The sequence below is a fragment of the Pseudovibrio sp. Alg231-02 genome (assembly GCF_900143565.1).
GTDB lineage: Bacteria > Pseudomonadota > Alphaproteobacteria > Rhizobiales > Stappiaceae > Pseudovibrio.
Window position 1 is genome coordinate 1,037,888 of the sequence record NZ_FREX01000001.1, and the last position, 23,393, is coordinate 1,061,280.

The 23,393-nt window shown below is 52.6% G+C and carries 20 protein-coding genes and 1 riboswitch; of the genes, 7 read left to right on the forward strand and 13 right to left on the reverse strand.

Going from position 1 to position 23,393, the window contains the following annotated elements; translation table 11 throughout:
- Positions 1–18 precede the first annotated feature (18 nt).
- Positions 19–1,041, forward strand: a complete 1,023-nt coding sequence (locus tag DHN43_RS04560; RefSeq protein WP_159096786.1) for a hypothetical protein — start codon at positions 19–21, stop codon at positions 1,039–1,041.
- Positions 1,042–1,095: 54 nt separating this feature from the next.
- Here the strand turns inward: DHN43_RS04560 and tyrS are convergent, their stop codons facing one another.
- Positions 1,096–2,367: a tyrosine--tRNA ligase gene (gene tyrS, locus DHN43_RS04565; RefSeq protein ID WP_108817851.1), complete on the reverse strand. Its 1,272-nt coding sequence runs from the start codon at positions 2,365–2,367 to the stop codon at positions 1,096–1,098.
- A 233-nt stretch (positions 2,368–2,600) separates the two neighbouring features.
- Entirely contained in the window at positions 2,601–3,299 is a 699-nt protein-coding gene (locus DHN43_RS04570; RefSeq protein ID WP_108817852.1) for an HAD family hydrolase, read from the reverse strand.
- Positions 3,300–3,510: 211 nt separating this feature from the next.
- Here DHN43_RS04570 and DHN43_RS04575 point away from each other — a divergent pair, with 211 nt between their 5' ends.
- Positions 3,511–4,440, forward strand: a complete 930-nt coding sequence (locus DHN43_RS04575) for an alpha-1,2-fucosyltransferase (RefSeq protein ID WP_108817853.1) — start codon at positions 3,511–3,513, stop codon at positions 4,438–4,440.
- Positions 4,441–4,462: 22 nt separating this feature from the next.
- On the opposite strand, the gene DHN43_RS04580 is transcribed toward DHN43_RS04575, so the two are convergent.
- From DHN43_RS04580 to DHN43_RS04605, 6 genes are all read right to left on the reverse strand, one after another.
- A complete protein-coding gene (locus DHN43_RS04580) occupies positions 4,463–5,647 on the reverse strand; it encodes a glycosyltransferase family 61 protein (RefSeq protein WP_108817854.1) in 1,185 nt (394 codons plus the stop codon).
- A 188-nt stretch (positions 5,648–5,835) separates the two neighbouring features.
- Positions 5,836–7,425 carry an aminomethyl-transferring glycine dehydrogenase subunit GcvPB gene (gene gcvPB, locus DHN43_RS04585; protein WP_108817855.1) on the reverse strand — a complete coding sequence of 530 codons (1,590 nt, stop codon included), beginning with the start codon at positions 7,423–7,425 and terminating at the stop codon, positions 5,836–5,838.
- Positions 7,422–8,771, reverse strand: a complete 1,350-nt coding sequence (gene gcvPA, locus DHN43_RS04590; RefSeq protein WP_057462901.1) for an aminomethyl-transferring glycine dehydrogenase subunit GcvPA — start codon at positions 8,769–8,771, stop codon at positions 7,422–7,424. The genes gcvPB and gcvPA overlap by 4 nt, the downstream gene beginning before the upstream one ends.
- A gap of 167 nt (positions 8,772–8,938) precedes the next feature.
- On the reverse strand, positions 8,939–9,310 hold the full coding sequence (gcvH, locus tag DHN43_RS04595; protein WP_057462902.1) for a glycine cleavage system protein GcvH: 372 nt from the start codon (positions 9,308–9,310) through the stop codon (positions 8,939–8,941).
- Between the two features lie 69 nt (positions 9,311–9,379).
- Positions 9,380–10,522: a glycine cleavage system aminomethyltransferase GcvT gene (gcvT, locus tag DHN43_RS04600; RefSeq protein WP_063287218.1), complete on the reverse strand. Its 1,143-nt coding sequence runs from the start codon at positions 10,520–10,522 to the stop codon at positions 9,380–9,382.
- A gap of 199 nt (positions 10,523–10,721) precedes the next feature.
- A riboswitch (glycine riboswitch) is annotated at positions 10,722–10,816 on the reverse strand.
- Positions 10,817–10,936: 120 nt separating this feature from the next.
- Positions 10,937–11,524 (reverse strand): hypothetical protein, encoded by a 588-nt coding sequence (locus DHN43_RS04605; protein ID WP_057462917.1) that lies wholly within the window; start codon positions 11,522–11,524, stop codon positions 10,937–10,939.
- A gap of 210 nt (positions 11,525–11,734) precedes the next feature.
- Between DHN43_RS04605 and ispH the strand changes: the two genes are divergently transcribed.
- The 5 genes from ispH to DHN43_RS04630 all read left to right on the forward strand — a co-directional run bounded on the left by ispH (position 11,735) and on the right by DHN43_RS04630 (position 15,649).
- A complete protein-coding gene (gene ispH, locus DHN43_RS04610) occupies positions 11,735–12,730 on the forward strand; it encodes a 4-hydroxy-3-methylbut-2-enyl diphosphate reductase (RefSeq protein ID WP_199914779.1) in 996 nt (331 codons plus the stop codon).
- A 2-nt stretch (positions 12,731–12,732) separates the two neighbouring features.
- On the forward strand, positions 12,733–13,698 hold the full coding sequence (locus tag DHN43_RS04615; RefSeq protein WP_108817857.1) for a homoserine kinase: 966 nt from the start codon (positions 12,733–12,735) through the stop codon (positions 13,696–13,698).
- The gene (gene rnhA, locus DHN43_RS04620; protein ID WP_057462906.1) at positions 13,695–14,147 is read left to right on the forward strand and encodes a ribonuclease HI; all 453 of its coding nucleotides are present in this window, start codon (positions 13,695–13,697) and stop codon (positions 14,145–14,147) included. Before DHN43_RS04615 ends, rnhA begins: the two co-directional genes overlap by 4 nt.
- 23 nt (positions 14,148–14,170) lie before the next feature.
- Positions 14,171–15,100, forward strand: coding sequence for a diacylglycerol/lipid kinase family protein (locus tag DHN43_RS04625; protein WP_063287215.1), 930 nt, complete (start codon positions 14,171–14,173; stop codon positions 15,098–15,100).
- A 264-nt stretch (positions 15,101–15,364) separates the two neighbouring features.
- A complete protein-coding gene (locus tag DHN43_RS04630; protein WP_082826818.1) occupies positions 15,365–15,649 on the forward strand; it encodes a PilZ domain-containing protein in 285 nt (94 codons plus the stop codon).
- Positions 15,650–15,672: 23 nt separating this feature from the next.
- On the opposite strand, the gene DHN43_RS04635 is transcribed toward DHN43_RS04630, so the two are convergent.
- The 5 genes from DHN43_RS04635 to thrC form a co-directional block, all read right to left on the reverse strand.
- On the reverse strand, positions 15,673–16,731 hold the full coding sequence (locus DHN43_RS04635; protein ID WP_108817858.1) for a D-alanyl-D-alanine carboxypeptidase family protein: 1,059 nt from the start codon (positions 16,729–16,731) through the stop codon (positions 15,673–15,675).
- A gap of 198 nt (positions 16,732–16,929) precedes the next feature.
- Positions 16,930–19,818 carry an EAL domain-containing protein gene (locus DHN43_RS04640; protein WP_108817859.1) on the reverse strand — a complete coding sequence of 963 codons (2,889 nt, stop codon included), beginning with the start codon at positions 19,816–19,818 and terminating at the stop codon, positions 16,930–16,932.
- Positions 19,819–19,920: 102 nt separating this feature from the next.
- Positions 19,921–20,568 carry a GNAT family N-acetyltransferase gene (locus DHN43_RS04645; protein WP_063293740.1) on the reverse strand — a complete coding sequence of 216 codons (648 nt, stop codon included), beginning with the start codon at positions 20,566–20,568 and terminating at the stop codon, positions 19,921–19,923.
- A 64-nt stretch (positions 20,569–20,632) separates the two neighbouring features.
- On the reverse strand, positions 20,633–21,904 hold the full coding sequence (locus tag DHN43_RS04650; protein WP_108817860.1) for a M16 family metallopeptidase: 1,272 nt from the start codon (positions 21,902–21,904) through the stop codon (positions 20,633–20,635).
- A complete protein-coding gene (thrC, locus tag DHN43_RS04655; RefSeq protein WP_108817861.1) occupies positions 21,904–23,310 on the reverse strand; it encodes a threonine synthase in 1,407 nt (468 codons plus the stop codon). Before thrC ends, DHN43_RS04650 begins: the two co-directional genes overlap by 1 nt.
- Between the last annotated feature and the right edge of the window lie 83 nt (positions 23,311–23,393).

Consider the following 23,393-nt stretch of genomic DNA (forward strand, 5'->3'; position numbering starts at 1 on the left):
TCTAGGCGGGGGCTTTTTTTGTTTCACGAGTTTCTGAATGCTGCGTCTACTGAAGGTGAGCAATTAAGGGCTTTAAGCGTGATGAAGCTGCAACTTCTGCTAATCAGCCTCGCCCTACTTAAAGCCCACGCCCGCATGTCCAGTGAAATAATTAGAAGGTCAGCAAATATGCCCGTAAATACCCCGATCCCGTTGATAGCAGAGGATCACCTCATTTTCGGTACTATCCGTATCAAAAATGAGCGTTTTGCTTTGCCACAGCTTCCAAGTTCCTATTTCATGAATGGGGACAATGAGTTCATTCGTCTGCGCTTGATGCATGCTAACGGCTTCAAGATTATGCCTAGAGAAACAACCACTGTGGTTGCATTTTCGGGGGACTGGAACTCACGAGCTTCAATTACAGGTAATACTGAGCCTTATCAGCAGGTCACAAACCAGAGAACACACGCTACTTATTCTGACCAAACCGTAAACTACCAGCACGATTACGACTACACTCAGACATTCCGCTATACCGACGACATAATTTTCGCCCCGTTAGGTCACACCAAGACTAATATGCTCACCACAATTGACCACCTGAAAAAAAATGAAATCTCACTGAACAATCTGAGGTACAACAATCGAATAAAACAATACCTGCCCGATGGTATTTACTACATGTCTGAAGGCCCGCTAAGAGGTGCGTTTTTTGGGTGTCATTCCGAAATAACCAACGGCTTACTGACCCCGTTAAATATCGCAGATGCACGAACAGCTTATAGCTCTGTTCATACTGGTCATACGCTGATTACTCGAGAAGCAATGGTCGCCTTCGTCAACTCACTGCCTCAAGGTTTCTCCAATGCACCCTCGCTTTATCAGGCGGTTTTGCTTCTTGGTTCCAAGGAACAGAGTTTCCGCGTTTCTCAAAACGGGTTGTTGGGGCCCCTTATGACTGTCGCAACCAACACAAACTATTTTCCAGAGAATATGTTCAGCAGTCGAGATGAACAGTTCAATGTGGTGAAAAGCTTCATTAATAACTTTGAGGCTTAAGCGACAGGTGTCTATGGAAGATGGCCAGCAGCAAGCTGACCATCTTGATCCACTTTAACCGAACTCCACCAGCGCCTTACGGCGCTTGCCAACCGCTAGGGTCAGCCTTTCACCCGGTTTCAGGTCGCCTTCTGAAATCACCCGGGTTTCTTCCAGGACGATGGATGTATTCAGACGAACACCGCCGCCGCGGATGAGGTGGCGGGCTTCGCTGTTGGTGGTGGCGAAGCCGGTTTTTACCAGCAGGTCCAGGAGACCGAGTGGTTTGGCGAGGAGGGAGAGAGGTAGCTCGTGGGTTGGCTGAGAGAGGTCTTCCTGACCGCTGAACAGAGCTTCTCCCTGCTGAAGCGCTGCTTCTGCTGCGGCCAGACCGTGGACGATGCCGGTGACTTGTGTTGCCAGTATCTTTTTGGCCTCATTCAGCTCCTGCCCTTGTAAGGAAGACAGGCGGTCGATTTCGCCCAGTGGTAGATCGGTGAAGAGTTTCAGTAGCCGAGGTACATCAGCATCATCCGCATTGCGCCAGAACTGCCAGAAGCCGAAGCTGGACAGGCGGGATGGGTTGAGCCACACCGCGCCTTCTGCGGTTTTGCCCATTTTGCTGCCCGAGGCTGTTGTCAGCAATGGCAGTGTGAAGCCAAAGAGCTGACTGCCTGAGCGGCGTCCAAGGTCCACACCATTGACGATGTTGCCCCATTGATCAGAACCGCCGATCTGCAATGTGCAGTCGAAACGTTGGTTGAGCTCAACAAAATCAACAGCTTGCAACATCATGTAGCAGAACTCGAGCACGGAGAGTGGTTGTTGTGCCTCAAGGCGGGAGCGGACGCTGTCGAAGGTCATCATGCGGTTGACGGTGAAGTGCGTGCCGAAGTCCCGCAGGAACTCGAGGAAGCGGAATTCATCCAACCATTCAGCGTTGTTGACGATTTGGCCCTGTCCTTCAGACAAGTCGAAGAGGCGTTCTACGGTTGCGCGGATACCTACGAGATTGTGTTCTATCTGCGTATCATCCAGCAGTGGTCGGCTTTCGGAGCGGAAGCTTGGGTCGCCTACGCGCGTGGTACCGCCGCCCACCAACAGGATTGGTTTGTGTCCGGTTTTCTGCAACCAGCGCATGGCCATTAATGGCAGCAGGTGGCCGACATGCAGGCTGTCAGCCGTTGCATCAAATCCAGCGTATGCTGTGATGGGGCCTGCTTGGAGTTTTTCGTCCAGCGCTTCCAAATCCGTGCATTGATGCAGGAAACCGCGATCGATCAGCAGTTGAAGGGCTTCAGATTTGGGACGGAAGCAGCGCGTTGTATCTACCATTGTATGTTTCATAATGCTCTCCTTCGCCGCGCAGGAGAGCTAAAACACAAAAGCCGCCTACGCGGCGGCTTTTGGTTCTGACCTCAATTTTACATGAGTTTATAGGAACGCGGCCGCCGATATGTCGGGCGCATAATAATAAACCGCAGAAATGATGGTCAGGCTATTGTTCATGCCCAAGTGTATGACCGCAACGGCCCTGCCCTGTCAAGAAAGTTTTGGCAGTTTGTGCTACTCGGCGCTCCTCAAGCCGTACTTTTGAGCATATTCAGCTTTTTGATGAGACCGGCTAACTCTTTCATATCATTAAAGATTGCCATAGGGTTTTGCTGTTCAAGGCGGCTGTGTAAATCTGCGTTGCCGTGGGAGGCTCCGGTGAAGCCGAGGGCGGTCATGCCTGCTGCCCGGGCTGCTTGCAAGCCGAGGTGGCTGTCTTCAACAACAATACATTTTTCGGGAGCGACGCCCATCTCGCTTGCTGCTTTCAGGAACACATCTGGCGCTGGCTTGCCCTTTTCAACCAGATCAGCCGAGAAATATTTATTCTCAAACCGATCATATAGATTTGTGAGCTTGAGGGTATGTTCCAGGCGGTCCATGGAACTGCCAGAGGCGATGCACATTTGCAAATTCGGGAATGAGTTGTCCAACTCATGCAATGCTTCATGGATGCCAGCGATTGGCTTGAGATGCTGCTCAAAGGCTGCCTTTAGCGCCTCATCCTGATTTACGATCGCCTCGTGGTGGCGAATGTTGACGCCAATTTCCGCTTCAACCTGGCTGAATACTTCTGCAGATGACACACCGCAGAAGCGGGCGATCATTTCTTCCGTGCTGATCGGGTATCCAGCTTTGGTGAAGCCTTCGGCCTCGACCTGACAGCCAATCCACTCGCTGTCAATCAAACAGCCGTCGCAATCCCAAATGAGTAAATCGTAGTTCATAAGCAAATCCAATTGGTTATATCAGGCACAGTGTTGTCAGCAAGAATGGCATTTTCATGATACCGCGGGGGTTCATTACAACTTATCCTCGCAGACCTAGCACAGTTTCAGCTCGACCTAGGAGATTTACTCCCAAAAACCTAGTAGTGAGCCTTTGCCAAAGCTCCGGTAGGCTGAGGGGTAAACACGCTGATTTGTGTACGGGGGACGTATGTCAGTTGCTTCTCAGGTGCGAAAGTCTGGTGCTGCGCGACGGCGCAAGCTCAAAACAACATTGATTGTCCGTATCCGTGGCGGCATTGGCAATCAGCTTTTTCAGTATGCTTTTGGGCGGAAAATCGCGCTTGAAACGGGGATGAAACTTCGTTTCGACCACAGTGAGTACGCGCAGTACTTCAACCGCTCCTATTGCCTCAACCTTTTCAAAACGCAAGGCTTATCTGCTACTGAATCTGAAATGTCTGCAGTGCTTTGGCCAGCGCAGGGGTTTGGGCAAACCGTCAAGATATGCCGCAAGTTCTATCCCTTCTACCAGCGCCGCTACATCCGCGAGGATGAGTTGCTGCGAGATGGAGATACTCCCGTCTTCAAGCAAAGCGCTTATCTGGACGGGTATTGGCAAAAGTGGGAGATGCCATTCTCCATCATGGAGCAGTTGCGAGAAGAGATCACGCTCAAGAAACCAATGGTGCTTGAGCGGCTGAAACTGCTGCAACGAATTAACTCCGGGCCATCCGTTGCCTTGCATGTGCGCTATGGCGATTATAGTCAGGCGCACAATCTGCAGAATTTTGGACTGTGCTCTGCTGGCTATTACAAGGGTGCGATGGATTTCCTCTCAGAGCGCATTCCCGGCCTGACCTTCTATGTCTTCTCCGACAGTCCTGAACGAGCGCGCGAAGTGGTTCCGCAGCAAAACAATGTGTTTTTTGCGGATCCGATGCAGGATGGAAAAGACTATGAAGATCTGTTGGTTATGTCATCTTGCGATCACATCGTCACCGCCAACAGCACCTTCAGCTGGTGGGCTGCTTTTTTGAACGGGAATGAAGAGAAACACGTGATAGCGCCGCTTAAGTGGTTCAAGAACCCCAATCTGGATGACAGTTTGATCGTTCCGCCGCACTGGCAGCGATTATAGTGCCTGCAATGCCCAAGTCGGTTTAAGCGAGTTCCAAAGCATCAACTTCGTGCAGGATCTGTCCGATTGCGTTTTGAGACAGAGAGAAGTGTTGGTGCGCGCCGCTCTTTTCTCCGATAACCGGCGCGTATCTTAGCCCCCGTACATGTGCGAGCCATGCATAAGCGCTCTGGACGTAATCTGCAGGGAAGATCTCAATCAGCTTGCCGCCTGCTTGTGTGAACAGCAGGTTTGTCAGGCCTGCGCCGTGGGTTCCAACGATGATTCTGGCGTTGTTGAAGAGTTCCACCTGCTCTTTGTGGCTTAGTTTGCCGGGAATGACGCTTTGAAAACCCCGTGCCTCCAACTGCTCTTTGAGTGACTTCTCGTTCACTATTCGGCGTGTTTTTGCATCATCTCGCGCGATATAGATCCTTGTGGCTGGCGTCTTGTGCATATCAAGTTGGTATGCTGCCAAATAATGCGTCGCAACCATAGATGCTGCCTGCTCGCTGGCTGGGACTCTGTATTCGCAGTTCATTGCTGGCGTGCAGTGAAACAACGTCTTGCAATGGATGCGTTCGTTCGCTTTGCACTCTTCCAGGCTGAGAAGAGGCGTCTCCTGAGCCAGATGCTCGTAAAACTCTTTCTGAAACTCTGGGATATTTTCCCGAAGCAGTATTTTCAGCGGGAATGTCAGCGGCCCCAGTTGCTCTAGCAGAAACAGAAGCGGGAAGGCTACATCGCACAGGAAGTGGTAGTAGTGGCGATGACCAGCGGCCATGCCCAGCATGTTGATGGCTGCAGTCTGGATCGTCCTGTCCTTTAACCGCGCAAACCGCATGGTGTTGGGTGCTGCGGCTTCTATCTGGCGATGTTGCGCCTTTAAGACGGTTGCTCCGGTGCTGCCGAGGACCAGTGCATCAACGAGCTTATACATCCTGAGCTGCGTGTGACCGGCGGGGGTGATTGGCAAAGGATAGCGGCTTTGCTCCAATGCGCCGTGTTCTTCAAAAAACGCCTGCATCTCTTGCGGCAGCGCACGAGAGCTGCGCTCATCAACGGTTAGCAAGTGTTCATTTGGTGCAAGCCTTGGGTTTGCATTGTCTGGAAAAAAGTTGTTTCGATCACCGATGGACGGGAAGGTTCTGGCAAGGGTCGATTGCACCCGGAACCGAAGTTGCCGACTTGTTGGCAGCCAACTGCGCCATTTAGGTGCCTTACGCATCCCCCACCTCACCCGTTTTATCTGCTAAGCACGAATGACCGTATACCGGGCAGGACACTGCCAGTATCCGCATATTCTGATCAATCAATATCCATGGGCATCGGTATGGGCATGGATTGGGCCGCACAGAAAAAAGCCCGGCGTCTTTTTCAAGAGCCGGGCTATAAGTTTTTACAGAAAGCTCGTTGTTACGCGAGTTCTGGTTCCACCTTGGTTGGTTCTGGAGCCACCCATTTTAGGATTGGTTTACGCGCAGCCGCTGTTTCATCCAGACGACGGCGCGGAGCCAGGAACGGAGCACCTTCGAAGCGGTCTTTTTCGCCTGCTTTTGCACTCATCACCAGATCGCGCATGGTTGCAACGAACAGGTCCAGAGAAGCGCGGCTTTCGCTTTCGGTTGGTTCGATCAACATTGCACCACTTACGACCAGTGGGAAGTACATGGTCATTGGGTGGTAGCCTTCGTCGATCATCGCTTTTGCGAAGTCGAGCGTGGATACGCCAGTGTCATTCAGGAAGCTGTCGTCAAACAGAACTTCATGCATGCATGGCTTTACACCGAATGGCAAGGTCATCAGGTCCTGCAGGCCAACGCGGACGTAGTTGGCGTTCAGTACAGCATCTTCAGATGCCTGCTTGAGGCCATCGGAACCGTGAGACTGCATGTAAGACAGCGCACGTACATACATGCCCATCTGACCGAAGAATGCGGTCATACGGCCAAATGGCTGTTCTCCGTCCTTCAGCTGATCGGTTGTTTCAACAATTTCCAGCTCATCGCCATTTTTGCGGATGAATGGAAGCGGAGCGTATGGTGCCAGACGATCAGACAGAACAACCGGACCAGAACCTGGGCCACCACCGCCGTGCGGCGTGGAGAAGGTTTTGTGCAGGTTGATGTGCATGGCGTCGATGCCAAGATCACCCGGTTTTGCCTTGCCAACAATCGCGTTGAAGTTTGCGCCATCACAGTAGAAGTAGCCACCAGCTTCATGGATTGCGTTTGCAATCTCAATCACTTCTGGCTCAAACAGACCACAGGTGTTCGGGTTGGTGAGCATAAGCGCTGCCACCTGACCTGCGTGGGCTTCGATCTTTTCGATCACAGCTTCCACGGCCACTGTGCCGTCTTCGCGTGCCGGGATGGACACAACCTTGTAGCCAACCAGTGCAGCGGTTGCCGGGTTGGTGCCGTGAGCACTTTCCGGAACCAGAACGATGGAGCGTTCTTCACCTTTGGCTGCAATTGCGTGCTTGATAGACATCATGCCGCACTGTTCACCGTGAGCACCAGCTTTCGGGCTCATGGCCACAGCGTTGGTGCCGGTGAGTTCCATCAGCCAGTCAGCCAGTTCAGAGATTAGCTCGAAAGCACCCGGAACTGTGGAGATTGGCTGCAGTGGGTGAATGTCAGCAAAGCCCGGCAGACGCGCCATTTTTTCGTTAAGGCGCGGGTTATGCTTCATGGTGCAGGAACCCAGCGGGTACAGGCCTGAATCAATCGCATAGTTGTTGCGGGACATGCGGACGTAGTGACGCATGGTTTCTGGCTCGGACAGAGCTGGAAGCTCTACCGGCTCAGAACGCATGTGGTTGCCGAGGCGTGGAACGAAGTCCATTGGCTCGTCAAGGTCTACACCACAGTTGTCCATGTGGCCGATCTCAAAGATGAGCGGCTCTTCCATGTCCAATGCTTTGTTGCCCGTAAAGGTCTGGTGCGGCATTGGGGGGCCAGCTTCACCAGCACGTGTTGGACGTCCCTGATGGTTCATAGTCATGCCAGCACCTCCTTCAGAGCCTGCGCGTAGGCTGCACGGTCCTCATCGGTGTTCACTTCTGTGCTTGCAACAACGATCAGGTTGTCGATATCACCACCGGATTTGTCCAGACGGCAAACAGGAACACCGCCCAGAACGCCCTTTACAGCAAGAGCTTCAATCACGTCATGTGCATTCTTTGGCGTGCGAATTGTGAACTCGTTGAAGTACGCGGAGTTCAGCACTTCAACCCCCTCAACCGCAGAAAGAGCATCTGCCAGTGCAACTGCGCTCATGTGGTTGATGCGGGCAAGGCGTGCGAGGCCTTTGCCGCCCAACAAGGTCATGTGGATGGTGAACGCCAAGGAGCACAGACCGGAGTTGGTGCAGATGTTGGAAGTCGCTTTGTCACGACGAATGTGCTGCTCACGGGTGGAGAGGGTCAACACGAAACCGCGCTTGCCTTCTGCATCCGTTGTTTCACCACAAACACGACCCGGCATGTTGCGGATGTACTTCTGGCGGGTTGCAAACAGACCAACGTAAGGGCCACCGAAGGTGAGCGGGTTACCGATGGACTGGCCTTCGCCAACCACGATGTCCGCGCCCTGAGCACCTGGGCTTTCCAGAAGGCCGAGGGAAACAACTTCAGTGAACACTGCGATCAACAGAGCTTTGTGCTTGTGCGCTTTTTCTGCAATCGGCTTCAGATCGATCAACTGGCCGTAGAAGGACGGAGACTGAACCACCACACAGGAGGTTTCGTCGTCGATCTGTGCCAGAATATCTTCTGTACCAGTTGGGTCTGCCGGCAGTGCCGCAACAGATGCACCAGGCAGTTTTGCAGAAACACCTTCAACCACTTCACGGTACTGCGGATGCAAGCCACCGGAAAGAACCGCTTTTTTCTTGCGGGTTACACGGTGCGCCATCAACACAGCTTCAGCTGTGCCGGTAGATCCATCGTACATGGACGCGTTGGCGACTTCCATTCCGGTCAGGTTTGCCACCTGTGTCTGGAACTCGAAGAGTGCCTGAAGCGTGCCCTGTGTGATTTCTGGCTGATACGGAGTGTAGCTTGTCAGAAATTCAGAACGCTGGATCAGATGATCAACCGTTGCTGGCACGTGGTGTTTGTACGCCCCTGCCCCAACGAAGAACGGTAGAGATCCAGCACTGACATTCTTGTTCGCCATTGCGCTGAGCTGACGCTCAACTTGCATTTCTGTCTTGCGACGCGGCAAAGTTGTCAGTTCTTCAAGGCGAACGGCCTCTGGGATATCGGCAAACAGCTCATCGATTGAGTCTACGCCGATACGCGCCAGCATGTCGGCGCGGTCGTTGTCTGAAAGCGGAAGATACCGCATGTTCTCTCTCCATCAGATTGTCTGATGCACATTGCAGCAAAAGCGAACAGGGCTTCTGCCATTTCCTGCCATGCGGCTGTCGTGCATGGCAGGTGATGAACGGCTTTTGGCTTATTGCGTATTCTTATTCCGAAAACCGGTCGGGCTTTTCGGGAGTACGCTTTGCCTTAAAGCGTTTCTACAAATGCTTTGTAGTCAGCTTCGCTCATCAGGGCTTCTAGCTGTGCAGCATTCCCGAGCTTCATTTTGAAGAACCATGCAGCGCCTTCTGGGTCTTCATTCACTTTTGCAGGCTCATCAACGAGCAGTTCGTTGCCCTCAACGATCTCACCATCGAGCGGCGCATATACTTCAGATGCAGCTTTCACGGATTCCACAACAGCAACTTCATCGTCCTGATCGACGGTTTTGCCGTTTTCTGGCAGTTCGACGAACACAACATCGCCCAGCTGGCTCTGTGCGAACTCAGTGATACCGACGGTTACTACGTCTCCCTCAACCTTCAGCCACTCGTGGTCTTTTGTGAAATATGTGCTCATTTAAGCGTTCCCTACACTGTCGTTTGTCGATTGAAATGTGATTGGGGCAGCCCGCTGCCCTCACCGGAATTATTTTGGTTTGCGGTAGTAGCGCTGCGCTACAAACGGCATCTCAGCAACCTTGGCAGGAAGCGCGCGGCCACGGACCACAAGCTCTAATTCTGTACCAATTTCCGCCAGATTGGACGGGACATAGCCCATCGCAACTGGTGCGCCGAGAGTTGGCCCATAACCGCCAGATGTGACGCGGCCAATAATTTCTTCTGTACCCGGGACGCGGATTTCCGCGCCTTCACGTGCTGGTGCACGGCCTTCAAGCAGCAAGCCTACACGGAGATTTTCGGTGCCTTCAGCCAGCTGTTTCAGCACACGTTCACCACCTGGGAAATCACCTGCTTCTTTACGGCGCTTCTGCATGCAGAAGGTGATATTGCCTTCAACAGGCGTGGTGTTTTCGTCGATGTCGTGACCATAAAGGCAAAGACCTGCTTCAAGACGCAGGCTGTCACGAGCGCCAAGCCCGATGGATTCTACGCGCTCATCTGCGAGCAGCGCTTTTGCAACTGCTTCAGCAGCGCCAGCCGGAATGGAAATCTCATAGCCATCTTCGCCAGTGTACCCTGAGCGGGAGGCAATAACGGAGATGCCGTCAAATTCCAGAGGACGCGCTTCCATGAAGCCCATTTCTGCAGCTTCTGGTGCGTGCAGCGCCATCACTTCAGCGGCTTTTGGACCTTGGATTGCGATCAATGCGCGATCTTCAACGATCTCAAGCTTTACGTTTTCTGGAAGGGCTGCTGCGATGATTTTATAGTCGTTGTCTTTACATGCAGCATTTACGACGAGCATGAGGCGACCATCATCTTCGCTCGCCAGAGGGCGAGAGACCATGAGGTCATCAATGATGCAGCCGTTGTCGTTGAGCAGAACGGTGTAACGCTGTTTGCCCGGCTTCAGTTCCTTCATGTTGGAAGGAACAAGTGTTTCCAGAGCAGCAGCAGTGGTTGCATGGTCTGGGCCTACGAGCCAAGCCTGCCCCATGTGAGACACATCAAAGAGGCCTGCGCTTTCACGTGTGAAGAGGTGTTCTTTCATCACGCCAAGCGGGAACTGCACTGGCATATCATAACCAGCGAACGGCACCATTTTAGCGCCAAGCTCTACATGAAGATCGAAAAGCGGTGTTTTTAGCAGGTCTGCAGCTTCAGCCATATGGTCCCCTCAGACAGTGGCGTACACATCAACGACCATTCCAAAGTCGCGGAATGATCGAGTACGCCCCCTCTGTCTCGAGAACCTGAGAGATTTCCCACGCTGGCAGCTACAAAAACCAGAATGGTTACTCCTTCGGTGAGAGCCTTAACATGCGATCCAACAGGATTGCGTGCTCGGCACTGCTTTCCAGAGTGTTGCTTACTGTGCGGTCCTTTTGCCTGAGAGTTTCCGGGGCGGTTGCTCCTTCGGCGATAACCCAATGGGTGGCTTATTCTCTCCCGCACAGCTCTATCACGCGCCAGCCCTCCTCAGACCGGCGAATGTATTCCCCCTGAATGACTGCAACGTGTCATTCAAGAAGGCTGGCGCGACACTATGACGCCAAGCTGTAATCACTTACTAACCTATTTTTTACTTTTCGTCGAATCCAAAGACAACATTTTGTCCCGGTTCATTCGGAAGGATAATATTTTCTTCCACAAATGCCCATGTTGCAGACGGCGATCCGGCCCCTAAAGTGACAGGAACGCTGAAGAGTTTGGAGTAGATTGTTTTTTCTCCGCCATCCACACCTTGTGTGACTGCTACACGCACAGGAAGCAAAATTTCGCCGCCTTTCCAGGTTGGACCGGGTGTAATGTTGCCTGCGATGCCCAATTTCATCGCGGAATTCTGACCGGACTTTTTACAAGTACGCGCCCAATCCCTGATGATGGCCTGATAGCTCAGATTCTCAGGCGTCTTTTCTTTTCCGCGCGGGTACACCGTCAGGATGGTTGTTCCTGAAAGCTCCTGCAAAGCGGGGCATAAGGCTGGCGCCTGAAGAACGGACAGATCAAAGGTCTTCTCAGTTGCAGGCGGGTTTGTAGAGGAAGCTTCCAGCTCGTTGTCCGATGACATAAAGCTGCCGCATCCTGCCAGTGAAGCACCAAGTGCTGCCAGAAGAATTGCCCGGCCTGTGTTTTTGAGCAGTGATTTTGCCAATAAATTGCCCACCATACGAATCCCAAATTTACCTGCAGTTTTTGTTTCTATATCAGCCACAAACGCAAATGGCGAGATACATCAGGCACCTGAAACACAGTAGAGGAAGCTGACAGGCTGAATATTGGAGAAAATCAGCCCTTGATGCCCGATTAAAAACTCTTTTTCTTGACAGAGGCAGTCAACATCCTTCAATTGCTCAAAGTCAAAACTCAGGAATACATCATGCAGGTTACGCCGACCACAAAGGCACCGATCAAAATTCTTCTTTGCGCTCCACGTGGCTTTTGTGCCGGTGTTGATCGCGCGATCCAGATCGTCGACCTCGCTCTCGAGAAATACGGTGCTCCTGTTTATGTGCGCCACGAGATCGTTCACAATAAGTATGTGGTTGAATCTCTGCGCAACAAAGGTGCTGTTTTTGTTGAGGAATTAGATGAGATACCGGCAGACGACCGTCCTGTTATTTTTTCTGCACACGGTGTACCAAAATCTGTGCCAGAGGCTGCGCGACTGCGTAATCTGTTCTTCCTTGATGCCACTTGTCCGCTGGTTTCCAAGGTGCACAAAGAAGCTATTTTGCATGACAGGCGCGAGCGCGAAATTCTGCTGATCGGCCATAAAGGCCATCCAGAAGTTGTTGGCACCATGGGTCAGCTACCGCGAGGACGTGTCTCGCTTATTGAGACAGCAGAGGATGCTCGCCAGTTTAAACCGAAGACCGACCGGCAATTGGCGTGGATTTCTCAAACGACTCTTTCTGTTGATGACACAGAAGAGATTGTCAAAATTCTTGAAGAACGCTTCCCAACCATTGCGAAGCCGCACAAGGATGACATCTGCTATGCAACAACCAACCGCCAGCATGCTGTGAAGGAAATTGCACCGAAGTGCGATGCCATGATTGTTGTTGGTGCACCAAACTCCTCCAACTCCAAGCGCCTGCGCGAAGTTGGTGAGAGAGCAGGTTGTGACAAGGCTTTCCTCATTCAGCGAGCCTCCGAGATCTTCTGGGATGATTTTGAAGGTGCAAAAACAATCGGTATCACCGCCGGTGCGTCTGCCCCTGAAATCCTTGTTGAAGAAATTGTTGAATCCTTCCGTGAGCATTATGATGTGACACTGGAAACCGTTACAACTGCTGAAGAAGACATTTCATTCAATCTACCGAAAGAGTTACGGACCGCTGCCGCGCCTAGCGGAACAAGTCCGGCTGAATAGTTATGGCTGTATATACCGATGTTTCCGATGAAGAGCTGGGCGCTTTCATCGACCGTTTCAACATTGGCAATTTGCTCTCTTACAAGGGCATTGCTGAAGGTGTCGAAAACTCCAACTATCTGGTTCATACGGAGACGGGCTATTACATCCTGACGCTCTACGAAAAACGCGTTAATCCTGATGATTTGCCGTTTTTTCTGGGGCTGATGCAGCATCTTGCCAATAATGGCCTGAACTGCCCTACTCCGCTTATTGACCGTGACGGGCAGATGCTTGGCGAGCTTGCGGGACGTCCTGCAGCCATGGTTACCTTCCTTGATGGTATGTGGGTTCGTAAGCCTCAGCTGGTGCATTGCGCTGAGCTGGGTAAAGGCATGGCGCGGATGCATCTGGCAGGCGCCGACTTTGAGATCAAACGACCAAACTCTCTGAGCGTTGATGGTTGGGCTCCTTTACTAGATGCCAGCCGTGGGCGTGCGCATGAAGTGAAGGTTGGCCTTGCAGAAGAGCTGACTGCGGAACTGGATGAGCTACAGGCACTGTGGCCGCAAGAACTGCCAAACGGTGTTATTCATGCTGACCTATTCCCGGACAATGTGTTTTATCTGGGCAAAGAACTTTCCGGTCTGATCGACTTCTACTTTGCTTGTAATGATGCCTTTGCCTATGACGTGGCAATCTGCATCAATGCCTGGTGCTTTGAACCGGATGGCATGTTCAACGTCACGAAAGCGCGGGCATTGCTGGAAGGTTATCGCAGTGTGCGTCCGTTCAGCGAGCTTGAATTCGACAACCTGCCTTTGTTGTGTCGTGGTGCAGCGCTGCGCTTCCTGCTGACCCGTCTTTACGACTGGCTGTCGGTGCCGGAAGGTGCGCTTGTTGTTCCAAAAGATCCACTTGAATACCTGCATAAACTCAGGTTCCATCGTGGCGTATCCAATGCGAGTGCATACGGGCTGGATAAATGACCGATACCAAACGTGTTGAGACATGGACTGATGGAGCTTGCTCCGGCAACCCGGGACCTGGCGGCTGGGGCGTGCTGCTGCGCTTTGGCGAGCATGAGAAAGAATTGTGCGGCGGCGAGCCTGATACAACCAACAACCGCATGGAGTTGATGGCAGCCATTCAGGCTCTTGATTCCCTGAAGCGCTCTTGTGCCGTCGATCTTTATACCGACAGTTCCTATGTGAAAAACGGCATTACGCAGTGGATGCATAACTGGAAGCGCAAGGGCTGGCGGACTGCTTCCAACTCACCCGTTAAAAACGCTGATTTATGGCAACTGCTGGATACGGCAGCACAACGGCATGATGTTGCGTGGCACTGGATCAAAGGTCATGCCGGGCACGAAGAAAACGAACGTGCTGATGAGCTTGCCCGCAAGGGTATGAAACCCTTTCAGAAATCCAAGTAAGTCGGGAAGGCAAGGTCAGGTTTATGGAAAACCAGCTTCCCCACTCTCGGCCGGAAGAGGCGAAAAAGAAATCACGCAAAGCCAAGCGTGTGCTGATTCTTGCTAATCCGACCGCGACATCTTTCCGTTTTCAAAACATCACAGAGATTGTGCAATGCCTTGAAGACGCCGGGATGAAGGTGGAGCTGAAACTCACCAGCCGTGCAAGCGAGATCGCTGAGACTTGCACGGACCCTGACCTAAGCACAGATATTCTGGCTGTTGCTGGTGGGGATGCCTCTGTGAGTGAGGCTGCTTCTGCTTTGCTGGGGCGTGGAATGAAACCGCATCTGGCGATTATTCCGTTGGGCACCGCAAATGTACTTGCTCATGAACTGGGCGTACCGAGTACGCCGCAAGAGATTGCCAAGACCATCATCGCAGGCAAGACGAAGAAACTGCACAATGGTTTTGCCAATGGACGCCCGTTCTTCCTATCCACGTCAACCGGCTTTGATGCAGAAGTGGTGCATGTTGTACCTCTGCGTCTGAAGCGACGTTACGGTCGGTTTGCTTATCTCTTCATTGCGGCTCAGCTGGCATTTTCGCGCCGCAAAGGCAGCTTTAAAGTGCGGGCAGACGATGAAGAGCTGCAGTGCGCGATGGCTTTGATCACCAATGGCCGCTACTACGCTGGTAAACACCTCGTGGTGCCTGATGCGTCCATTCTGGAGAAGAAACTGCATCTACTGGTCTTTAAAGAGGACGGGGTGTGGGCGCTCTTCAAATACGCATGCCGCTTACTTACTGGCAGCGTCGCAAAATCCCGTAATGTTGAGTGCAAGGCAATCAGAACTGCCCGCATAGATGCCTATCGCGCAGCGGCAGTTCAAATCGACGGAGAGCCATTTGGCGGCACACCGCTTGAGGTTTCTGTTGGCGACTGTGAATTGACGATTATTTCTGGAAAATAGAACAGCCCTTCCCTTTCACAATCCACTTGATGGTTACAGCCTCAAATTTACGTAGTGCTTCCGGCAGGTTACAGACAACCTGTACGCTCAGCATATTTAGAGCCGAAATTTTCTAAATTTCCTTCATGATATGAATAACTTAGGCTGAGACGATAGGCCGCTCGCACGTTAACATCTGCGCAATATATAATTGATAATGCGTATATCAGTTTTCCAAACTAATGATTCTAGTTATCGCATATTGATGTAAGGGCCGGCGGTCTCATGATACCTCGTCCGAAACTTTTAGAAATAGAAAACCGGGACTATAAACGGCATGCCTGTCATTGGCCTGCTGTTCTGCTTACGGATAATTTCAACCGATCCTGCGTGATTGAGGACATCAGCAACGGTGGTTGTCGGCTGCTGATCAATACCGGAAAGCTCGTGTCCGGTGACATGGTGAAAATTCAGGTGCCAGCCCGCAAACTTTCCTTCAGCGGCAAGGTCGTCTGGCTGCATTGCGAAGAAGCCGGTATCAAGTTCACTTCCAAACCTGCCAAACTCTGACATGTGGCAGGAATTGCAACAAGTTACTTTGGCTTTGGATAGGGTAGCGGGCCGCTAAAACCCACAGCAGCCTTCCAAGTGCGGATGCTATAGCTTTTGTGCTTCACCGCCGCCTTCAGATAACTCTTGTTCCTGCCGATGCCCATCGGATAACGCTTGTTTTGCTGCGCCTCATAGGCTGCACTTTGGCTGCTACACACCCGTTTGCGCATATTTTCAGGTTGACGATGCAGATCGTTAGCAATTTCATTCAGCTGCAGACCAGTGGGTGTCAGTTCACCAGTCATTGCCTCAGTCAGGAGTTTAGCTGCTCTTTCGCTGCGCTCCCGCCCTGTCGTTGCACCAAGAACAACAGCCATAAAGCGCTGCCCACCACGATCTGTAAGTGCAACGATATTGCGGCCAGATGAACAGACAAAACCTGTCTTCATGCCGACTGTGCCCGGCAGTCGTGTCAGCAACTCATTGTAAGATTTGATTTCGGCACCATCAATGAACACTTTTGATGTGGCGAACACATCCCGGTATTGAGGGTAGCGCAGATAGACTTCGCTCGCCAGAATGGCCAGATCTCGTGCGGTTGTTTGCTGAGAGCGTTCGAACAAGCCGTTGGCGTTAACAAAATGGCTTGCGGTCATTCCAAGACGTTGCGCGGTGGCATTCATGCGTTGCGCGAATGCATCTTCACTCCCCGCAACACTTTCAGCCAGTGCCACTGCGACATCATTGGCTGATCCAACGAGCACTGCAAAAAGCGCATCCTGCAGTGTCATGACGCTTCCAACCTTCAGGCCGGACTTCAATGAGTCCTGCCTCATCGCCCAAGGGGACATCACCACTGACGTTTCAAGGTCGACCTCTCTGTTGGCAAGAGCCTCAAAGGTTACGAGTGCGGTCATCAACTTGGTTGTTGAAGCGGGATACCATGGATCGCCGGCATCCTCAGCGTACAGGACTTTTTGAGTGTCGAGGTTCAACACCAGCGATGGCGTGGCACTTGCCGGTGTTAGGGTACTGGATGTAACCAGAATCAAGCCCAAAGCGACGTGTAGTTTTCGACACGCATTACCAAAACAAAACATGCAGCTAATAATCTCAGATAGGGAAAAGAGAGCCCGAACAGATGCTCTTAGAAAATTGCCTCGAGTATGTCATCGCAGGAGTTATTCAGAGGAAACTTGGTGGAGATAGATCAATTTTTCTCCAGCTCTACTGCGAAGGCCACATGGTTACAATTTTCCATTGCAACCATGCAGAGCCTTTCTAACTTACCTGCCGTATCAGCTTTGGTTGTTGCGGCCCTGCTGGGCGAACTGCTCTTTGAGCATGCGGCCTGCTTCGGCAGCACGCATTGGCTGGCCGAAGTGGAAGCCCTGCACGTATTCGCAGCCAAGCTGGAACAGCTCCAGTGCATCTGACTCAGTCTCAGCGCCTTCCGCAACCACTTCCATACCAAGGTCATGCCCCAGCGCTACGATGGTACGCAGGATGACCGGACGAGCGCTTTGGCCGTTAGGACGGACGAAGGACTGATCGATCTTGATGGTGTCGAACTGGAAGCGCTGGAGGTAGCTCAGAGATGAGTAGCCAGTGCCGAAATCATCCAAAGACAGACCAGCGCCCAGACCCTTCAGACGTTCAAGAACCTGCACGGAGAATTCCGGATTCTGCATGACCAGAGATTCAGTCAGCTCCAGTTTCAAAGAGCCCGGCGTCAGCGCTGTGCGTGCCAGAACTGCTTTCACATCGTTAATGAGGTCCGGCTTCAACAGCTGACGAGAAGAGATGTTGACGGAAACAAACAACGGTAGTGCGTGTTTGAACTCGCGCTGCCATTGTGCAAGCTGACGAGCCCCCTTCTCCATCACACGCAGGCCAAGCTCGTTGATCAGGCCGCTTTGTTCAGCAACCGGAATGAACTCAGATGGTGGGATCAGGCCGCGGCTTGGATGTTCCCAGCGCGCCAGTGCTTCGAAGCCCGCAGTCGTCTTGTCAGACAGACGTACGATTGGCTGGAAGAAAACCTTGATCTCGTCTTTTTCAAGAGCGGAGCGCAGGTCGTTGTCCAGCACGAGCGTGTTACTTGCCACTGGCTTCAGCGTTGGGCGGAAGATCTCAATGCGATCACCGCCGAGGCGCTTGGCGTGGTTGAGTGCGATCTCCGCGTCGCGCATCAAGTCGGTTGCCTTTTCAGGACCACCATCAAAGATGGAAGCGCCGATGGATGCCGTCAGGAACACTTCCTGATCACCGAAGGTGACTGGTGTGCGCAGAGATTTGCGGAGCTCATCTGCAAAGGATGCGATGCGTGTTGCGTCCTGCTCGGAGATCATCAGCACTGCGAAGGTATCCGCTGAAATGCGAGACAGAGAGTCCTGCGGTTTGATCAGACGAGAGAGACGGCGTGCAGCGGTGAGCAGCATGGAATCGCCAGCTGTCTGACCGATACTGTCGTTGACTTGCTTGAAGCGGTCGAGATCGATCAGGATAACAGTCGGGTTGCCATTGCCTTCTGCTCTGGAACGAGCGAGCGCAGCAACAAGGCGGTCCATAAACAGTTCGCGGTTTGGCAGGCCGGTCAGGTTGTCGTGCACGGCATCATGCATCAGACGCTCTTCAGCGGTTTTCTGAGAGGTGATGTCCAGCAGCGTACCAACGCAGCGGATCACTTCACCATCAGAGCCGAGCACTGGACGGGCACGCATTTTGAACCAGCGGTAATGGCCATCTTCACCACGGAGGCGGAAAGCCTGATTAACGCGGCCACGACGATGATCAATCACGGCGTCCAATGTGCCACGGAACAAGTCACGGTCCTGCGGGTGCAGAATTTCGAGCCAGAGGCGGGCTGGACCATCCAGAAGACCTGGCTTGATGCCCAGAGCTTCTTCAAGACCACCGCTGGTGTGGATCTTGTCGCGGTCGACGTCCCAGTCCCAGATGATGTCGCCGGAGCCTGTCAGAGCCAGCGCTCGGCGTTCGACATCGCTCATCACACTGTGGGAGAGACCAGACCCCGCAAAGGCGTGCTGCATGACGGTAAAACCGAGCAGCAGAACGAAGAGAACAAGACCGCCTGCCAGCGCTGGCTGCACCAGATCACTTTGCAACATGCCAGTCGTTGCCATCCACGCAGCGAACAGCCATGCGAGGAACAGGAACCATGTCGGCAGCAGCATAATCGCGCGCTCGAACCCACGAACGGTGAGCATCAGGATGACACCGAAGCCAGCGATTGCCACACCACCCATCAGGATACGGGAGATACCAGCTGCAATGGTTGGATCCCAAAGCGCTAAGCCAAACAAGCTGAGCACAGTGATGAACAAGCCGATTGCGAGGTGCGTATAATGGATGTGCCAGCGGCTGAGGCCGAGATAGGCGTAAAGGAAGACCACAAGCGCGGCTGTGAGACTGATTTCCGCCACCGCTCGATAGAGCTGATCATCCCCCAGCGTTCGCCCGAAGACGAGATTCCAAAAGCCGAAGTCGATACATAAATAAACAAGAACAGCCCACGCCAGAGCCGCAGTTGCCGGGAAGAGAACCGTTCCCTTCACCACAAACAAGATAGTGAGGAACAGCGCCAAGAGGCCCGCAATGCCAAGCACGATGCCGCGGTAAAGCGTGTAAGCGTTGATGTTGTCTTTGTAAGCTTCTGGCTTCCAGAGGCGGAGTTCCGGTAGGCTTGGGGTGTTGACCTCCGCGATGAAGGTCACATTCGCACCCGGATCTAGCGTGATACGGTAAATATCTGCTTCTGTGCTGCGCTCGCGAATTGGTGGGATGCCCTGACTAGGCGTCAGAGATACGATGCGGCGCTGACCAAGGTCCGGCACCAGTACACCACCGCCAGTCATCTTGTAGTAAGGTGCAACAAGCAGGCGGTCGATCTGCTCCTCCCCCGGATTGGAGAGCGCGAACACGGCCCAAGAGCTGGCAGTATCGTCAATGGAACGCACTTCGATGCGTCTGACGATGCCATCCGAGTCTGGAGCGGTGGAAACCTGAATGCTTTTGCTGGTGTTGGGGTAGATATCGACGGAGCTGGTCAGATCGAGTGCATCAACATCCTTGGGGACGACAATCGCCTCCAAAGCCAAGGCTTGTGACGCAACCACAATGAGCAGGAGAGCGCTTAACAGAACAGCCTGAATAACGTTCTGCATGCGCTGACAATAAGTCCCTGACACCGGCTTCTCCACGATAACGAAAAATTAACTGAATTCCTTGCCAAGATCATTACATCGTCAAGGCGCCAGTTTCATGGTTCAAGCATGTGTTACAGGCAATTTATCCCCATCTGCCTCTGATTGTGGCAGGACTTTGGCTGGTATAGGCGCGGAATCCCGGATTTTGCCAAACAAAATATGGTCTTGCCACATTCCGTTTATGAATAAATACGAGGGTGCAAAGCCCAGTTCAGAGAATCCAACCTTCATTAAGAGCGCTCTGGAGACCTCATTTGAAGGCAGACAGGCTGCTTCGATCCGGTGCAGGTGCAAATCATTGAAGCAGAAACAACAGACGCGCTGAACGGCCTCTTTCATAAAGCCATTGCCGGCAAAGGAAGCTCCCATCCAATACCCAAGCGAGGTTGCCTGTGCGACACCACGACGGACGTTGGAAAGGTTCAAACCACCTATCAACTCGTCGGTATCCCGGTTGAACAGAAAAAACGGGTAGTGAGAGCCTTCGCGGATGTTGCGATTGTAACGCCGGATGCGTTTTCGGAAGGCAGCTTTTGTCAGATCATCTGCCGGCCACGTGGGTTCCCACGGCTGCAGGAAAGCTCTGCTTTGAGCTCGCAGATCAGACCACTGCGCGTAATCCGCCATGGATGGCGCACGTAAATACAGTCGGCCTGTGGTCAATGTCGCAAGAGATTGGGGAGATGTGCTTGTTTTGAAAAATGACACAGCTTCTCTCCCCTCTTAATCAGAGCTCCATTATGCAAAAAGCATTACCTGAATTGCAATAGGCTTATGCTTTGATCCCTGCCAAACGCTCTTTTAGCTCAGCATAATTTAGCATAGGTGCCTTTGGTCCAACCTTCACATATGTAGGGTTGTCAGAGGCAAACAGCCTTTCTGCCAAGATCTGCACACGGTCAGCGGACACAACATTGAGGCGGCGTTCCAGTTCTTCCAGCGCGACGGGATGACCGTAGATCATCACCTGACGGGCGATCTGGCCTGCACGTGCTGCTGGGCTTTCCAATGCCATCAGCAATCCGGATCGCAGCTGCGCTTTGGCGCGGGACACTTCCTTTTCAGTCACGCCCTTGGCAATTTCTTTCAGCTGTTCCACCAGCACTTCAGTCAGTTCTGCGGCATCTTCTGGTCCGGTTGCGGCATGAACACCAAAGAAGCCGGTATCCGCGAACGCCCAATGGAAGGCATAGACAGAATAGCATAGACCGCGCTTTTCGCGCACTTCCTGGAAGAGGCGCGATGACATGCCGCCGCCGAGGATCGAGGCAAGCACCTGCACAGCATAGTAGTCTTCATGTTCGTAGGGCAGGCCTTCGAAACCAAGGATGACCTGCAATTCCTGCAGTTCACGCTCAATGGAGCCTTCACCGCCGACATACTTTGCCACATAGTCTTCATCCGGCGCTGCGTTCGACAGCTTTGAGAAGCTGGCTTCAGCCAAGTCTACGAGCGCTTCATGATCGACGGCACCAGCAGCAGCAAGCACCATATCGGATGCTGTGTACTTGCGCGCGACGTACTGACGGATGGCATCCGCAGAAAAGCCGGTGACAGTTTCAGGCGTACCAAGAATTGGGCGACCGAGTGGCTGGTCCGGCCATGCGGTTTCCAGAAGCACATCAAATACCTGATCATCAGGCATGTCTTGTGCTGCGCCAATTTCTTGAAGGATTACGTGCTTTTCGCGAGCAAGCTCTTCAGGGTCGATGATGGAATCCTGAAGGATGTCGGAGAGAATATCCAAACCCAAAGGTGCATCATCTGCCAAGGTGCGCACATAGTAATTTGTATGCTCAACACTTGTGGAGGCATTCATCTCGCCGCCAACGGCTTCGATTTCCTCTGCAATTTCGCGGGCATTGCGCTTGCTGGTACCCTTGAATGCCATGTGCTCCAGAAGGTGAGTGATGCCGTTTTCATGCTCGCCTTCAGAGCGAGAACCAGCTTTCACCCATACCCCAAGAGCTGTTGTCTTGAGGTATTCCATTTGATCAGTAACTACAGTCAGGCCATTTTCTAATTTTGTTAGTTTGACCGCCATTAAACGCCTGCTTTCACGGCACGTGCATTGCCTTCAACGAATTTCGCAATTTCCTGCGCATCTGCTGGCAGAACGGAAAACTTCTCTTCACGTTCCATCAGGTCAGCAAGATGAGCTGGCAGGTCAGGATGAATACCTGATGCACTTTCCACTGCCGCTGGGAATTTTGCCGGGTGTGCTGTCGACAGCACGATCATCGGGGTAACACCATCATTGTGCTCTTTGGAGACATGGATCGCGACCGCAGTATGCGGGTCAAGCAGATAACCACTCTCCTTAAGAGTATCAGTGATGGTCTGAGCTGTCTCTTCTTCGCTTGCGCGGCCTGCTGAGAACTTCTCTTTGATAAAACCTAGGGCTTTTTCTGAGAGAGTGAAGCCACCGGACTGTTTGAGGCTGTCCATCTGAGCTTTAACAGTTGCACTGTCTTCGCCATTTGCAGCAAACAGCAGACGCTCGAAGTTGGACGACACCTGAATGTCCATGGACGGTGCAGTGGTCGCCACAACGCCGCGCATTTCATAGCGGCCTGTGTCCAGAGTACGGGCCAGAATATCGTTGGTGTTGGTCGCGATCACCAGCTTCTCAATTGGCAGCCCCATCTGAGCTGCCACATAACCTGCAAACACGTCACCAAAGTTGCCAGTCGGCACTGTGAAGGACACTTTGCGATGTGGAGCACCCAGAGACACTGCGGAGGTGAAGTAATACACCACCTGAGCCACAATGCGTGCCCAGTTAATGGAGTTTACACCAGACAAGCCCACGCGCTCGCGGAAGGAGAAGTCGTTGAAGAGGTCTTTCAGGATGCCCTGACAATCATCAAAGTTGCCTTCGACTGCGAGAGCATGAATGTTGTCTTCCTTGGAGGTGGTCATCTGGCGTTGTTGAACAGGAGAGACACGCCCCTCAGGGAATAGAATAAAGACGTCTGTGCGCTCACGACCACGGAATGCTTCAATTGCAGCGCCGCCCGTGTCGCCTGAAGTGGCGCCAACGATGGTTGCACGTGCACCTTTTTGAGCCAGCACATAATCCATCAAACGACCGAGTAGCTGCATTGCAACATCTTTGAATGCAAGGGTCGGGCCGTGGAAAAGTTCCAGTACGTAGGTGTTGGGAGCAGTTTGGATGAGCGGCGTGACAGCCTTATGCGAGAAGCTGGCATAGGCTTCGTCGATCATTTTTTTCAGGTCGCCATGCGGAATGGAGTCGCCAACGAATGGGGCGATGACCTTGAGAGCGACTTCGCTGTAAGGCTTTCCAGCAAATCCTGAAATTTCCTCAGTAGATAATTGCGGGAACTCTTTTGGTAGATACAAACCGCCGTCGCGTGCCAACCCCGTGAGCAGCACCTCAGAAAAGTTGAGTTCTGGTGCATCGCCGCGCGTACTTACATATCTCACCGTTACATCCCTTCTCGCTCAACCTGAATCAGGGCATTTTAGTGCCATACCCCATTGGTATTTATCAGGTTTTTAGCTGGAAT